Source organism: Sphingopyxis sp., assembly GCF_036402335.1.
In the GTDB taxonomy this organism is placed as follows: domain Bacteria; phylum Pseudomonadota; class Alphaproteobacteria; order Sphingomonadales; family Sphingomonadaceae; genus Sphingopyxis.
In genome coordinates, this window is record NZ_DASWTD010000556.1 from 1 (window position 1) to 3,434 (window position 3,434).

A 3,434-nucleotide genomic window follows, 5' to 3' on the forward strand; every position below is an offset into this window, starting at 1 on the left:
TCATGAAATAGCGCGGATTGAGCGGCAAAAGATGCTGGACCGCGCCGACGCACACGAACCAGACGAGCCCGAATAGCGCGAGCAGCCGTGCAAAATGACGCACGCGCGGCGGCACCGAACGTCCAAAGCACAGCCAGGCGCCGAGCGGGACCGCGAAGAACATCAGCAGCATGAACTCCTGATTGAACAGCAGCACGAGAAGCGGGTCGACCAGCGGATGGACGATGACATTGCCCGCGAGGTCGATCGAGCGGTCGATCGTCGCATCATGGTGGAGCGCGATGTTGAAGCGATAGAGGGGATCGCCGGTCATGACCCCGAGATAGACGAGCTCGAGCGCCCAGACAGCGATGAAGCCCGCGGCGACCCACAGAAAATGCCAGCGGTTGAAGCGGTGTCCGGCGAGGAAGAGGAGGCCGAACCAGGGTATGATGAAGATCGCGGTCTCGCGCGTCAGGAAGGCGGTGCCGACAAGCGCACCGGCACCGAGCAATCGCCCGCGCGTCGGCCCCGCTTCGAGGCAACGGAAAACGAGCAGCCAGGCGCCGAACAGCAGTGCCATCTCGATCACGTCGACATTGGCGATCGACGACTGGATCAGCAGCAGCGGATTGGTGACGCAGGCGAGCAGCGCGCAAAAGGCGGGAAGCGGTCCGGCGACGTCGCGCGTCACGCGCCAGGCGAGAATGAAGAAGCCGGCAAGATAGAGGAGCGACGGCAGCACCATCGCGAACGCGTTGCCGCCGAGCGCGAGAAAGGAGAGCGCCATCGGGACGGTGATCGGATAGCGGATCGTTCCGTGGCCGCCGACATAGGGGAAATGGTCGATCCAGCCGTAGGCACCCCTGGCATAGGTCGTGTCGTCGGAGGCGATGAAGCCGACCCAGAACAGCGAGGCGAGCAGCGCGAACAGGCCGAGGCCCAGCCAGAGGCCGCGGCGGCCGGGTCCGGGAAGCGAGGCGATCCGGTCGATCATAACGGACGATATACCCACAGGCGCGAAAGGAGGAAGGCGGTGCCGGCGACGACGATATCGACCGCGAGCTTGGCGAGATAGGCGTTGGCGCCGAGCATCTCGATCGCGAACCAGAGCAGCGCCGACGAGAAGAGCAGGTTGAAACCGAGCACGGCGACATAGGCGGCGAACTGGCGCGTGGCGCCGTCGCGCTGTGCCCAGCGGAAGGTCACATGGCGATGGAGCACAAAGCCGAGCACCGCACCGGCGATCTTGCCGCAGATGTTCGCGGCGACGAACTGGCCGGGGAGCAGCGCGAGAACGAGCGAATAGACCGCGAAATCGGCGGCGAGGACGACGAGACCGACGAGCCCGTAGCGCGCGCCCTGTGCGACGAGCCCGTTGCCGGTCATCGCGTGTGGTCCCGCGCGCTATCGGGCGCTGCGTCGTGAACGAAGAGATCGGCGAGCGTCAGCGTCGGCTGGATCGGCACCTTGGGCTCGTTCGCCATGTCGAAGGCGAGGAAGTTGAGCAGCAATTGCACGCCGAGCAGGATCGGCAGCACCGCGATCATCACCGTGCCGGTGCTCGCGACATGCCCGCTGCTGATCGAATGATACCATTCGGCGGACCCGTAGACGATGCCGAAGAGCAGGAAGACGGCCCCGAGCAGCAGTTCGAGCGACGCGGGCGAGAAGTCGCGGAGGAAATAGGTGTAGAAGATCCGCTTCGCCAGCTCGCGCAGATGGGTGCTCAAAAAGGGCCAAAGCTCCTTGCGGATGTGGAGATTGCTCTCCTCGTCGCCATAGACCGCCTCCATCGGCACGTCGGCGACGACGGCGCGTGCGTTGCCGAGGTTGATGAGCATGTCGGTCTCGAAGAAATAGCGCTCGGAAATATTCGCGAATTCGATCCGCTCGAGCGCCGCGGCGTGGATCGCGGTATAGCCGTTGGTCGGGTCGAAGACGCCCCAATAGCCGCTCGAAAGCTTGGTCATGAAGGACAGCGCGGCATTGCCGTAGAGTCGCACGCGCGGCATCCGGCGGACGTTCCACAGGCTGTGGAAGCGGTTGCCCTTTGCGTAGTCGGCCTGACGCGCGAGCACGGGCCGCGCGATGCGGGGGATGAGTGCGGGATCCATCTGGCCGTCGCCATCGATCTTCACGACGATATCGGCGCCCGCTGCGAGCGCGGCGCGATAACCCGTCATCATCGCGCCGCCGACACCGCGATTGGCCTCGTGGCGCAGCACGCGGACACGTGGGTCGCGGCAATGCGCTTCGACGAACGCACCCGACGCTTCGGGGCAGGCGTCGTCGACCACGAAGATCATCGCGACCTCGGGTCCGATCCGCTCGATCACCTGCAGCACATGCGCCTTCACCCGATAGCTCGGGATGACGACCGACAGGATCTGGTCGAGGCGCACGCGGCCGGGAAGGCTGGTCGGATTCGGCGTCATTGCTGCGCCATAGCGGGGAAACTGTAAAAAATATCCTGCTTTGGCACAGATACTTAACACGCGAGTGCCGGAAAAATGATGCAGGCGTGCATCCGTCGGCGCCGTCCGTGCCGTCCAGTCGATGATCGGCATGTTGCCGGTCCCGGCGGCGACGCCGCATGGGCCCGTCCCCGCCTCCCCGATGCGGGGGAATGACGGTCTTGCCCGGAGTCGCCGCCTGTGGTTTCACCATGCCCGCGCGGCATGAAGGAGAGAGAGCTTGGACCAGCTGATTGCCACTGCGGCCACCGTCACCGCACAGCCCGCCGCCGTTCCGCAGGCGATCCCGTCGGTACCGGTCGCGCTGCCGGCGCAACCGGTCAGCCCGGCGGACGTTGCGGCCTATATCGATCCGCGCGACATCGCGGCCTATCTGCCGGCGCCGCCGCCGGCCACCGAACTGGTCGCGGTCAGCACCCACTTCTTTCATCTGCTCGAAAATGTCACGTTGGTGGCACTGTTCGTCGTTGGCTTCTTCCTGCTCGCACGGCTGCTGCATGCGTGGATGCTGCACCGGTCGATCCGCCGCGCGCTGGAAGCGAAGTCGGACGCGGTCGGCCCCCTGATCGACAAGCTCAACAAGCCCTATGAACATCTTGGCTGGCAAGGCGGAAAGGAAACGGCCAGCGGCGGCGACGACCGCAACGCGCTGGTGCTGCTTGCCATTGGCCTCGCGATGGCGGGCTTCGGGCTGATCCAGGGGCATGAACAACTCATCCGCACCTCGGCGGGCGCGGCGCTTTTCCCGATATTCGTCGGCATCGCGCTGCTCGTCCGCCGCCGCCTCGCGCGCGCCGCGGCTGCGGAGGAGCGCGCCGCTGCGTGACGGGGCAGGCGATGAAGATTGGGCTCTCAACCAGCGCGTCGTCGGGGGCGATCGCGCCGCTTTCCAGCTCCTCGTGCTGCGGCACGAGGGGCGGTTGCGCGCCTTCCTCTCCCGTGCCGCCGGGTTCGACGCCGACGATCTGGCGCAGGAAG

4 protein-coding genes are annotated in these 3,434 nt (G+C 65.9%); 1 reads left to right on the forward strand and 3 read right to left on the reverse strand.

Going from position 1 to position 3,434, the window contains the following annotated elements; all coding sequences use genetic code 11:
- The 3 genes from VGD20_RS18090 to VGD20_RS18100 form a co-directional block, all read right to left on the reverse strand.
- Positions 1-976: ArnT family glycosyltransferase (locus VGD20_RS18090; RefSeq protein ID WP_331135772.1), on the reverse strand; the 976-nt coding region annotated here is incomplete at its 3' end.
- Positions 973-1,368: a GtrA family protein gene (locus VGD20_RS18095; RefSeq protein WP_331135773.1), complete on the reverse strand. Its 396-nt coding sequence runs from the start codon at positions 1,366-1,368 to the stop codon at positions 973-975. The genes VGD20_RS18095 and VGD20_RS18090, both read right to left, overlap by 4 nt.
- Complete coding sequence (locus VGD20_RS18100; RefSeq protein WP_331135774.1) at positions 1,365-2,417, reverse strand: glycosyltransferase family 2 protein; 1,053 nt, start codon at positions 2,415-2,417, stop codon at positions 1,365-1,367. The genes VGD20_RS18095 and VGD20_RS18100 overlap by 4 nt, the downstream gene beginning before the upstream one ends.
- 259 nt (positions 2,418-2,676) lie before the next feature.
- Here VGD20_RS18100 and VGD20_RS18105 point away from each other — a divergent pair, with 259 nt between their 5' ends.
- Positions 2,677-3,282: a hypothetical protein gene (locus VGD20_RS18105; RefSeq protein WP_331135775.1), complete on the forward strand. Its 606-nt coding sequence runs from the start codon at positions 2,677-2,679 to the stop codon at positions 3,280-3,282.
- The last annotated feature ends 152 nt before the right edge of the window (positions 3,283-3,434 follow it).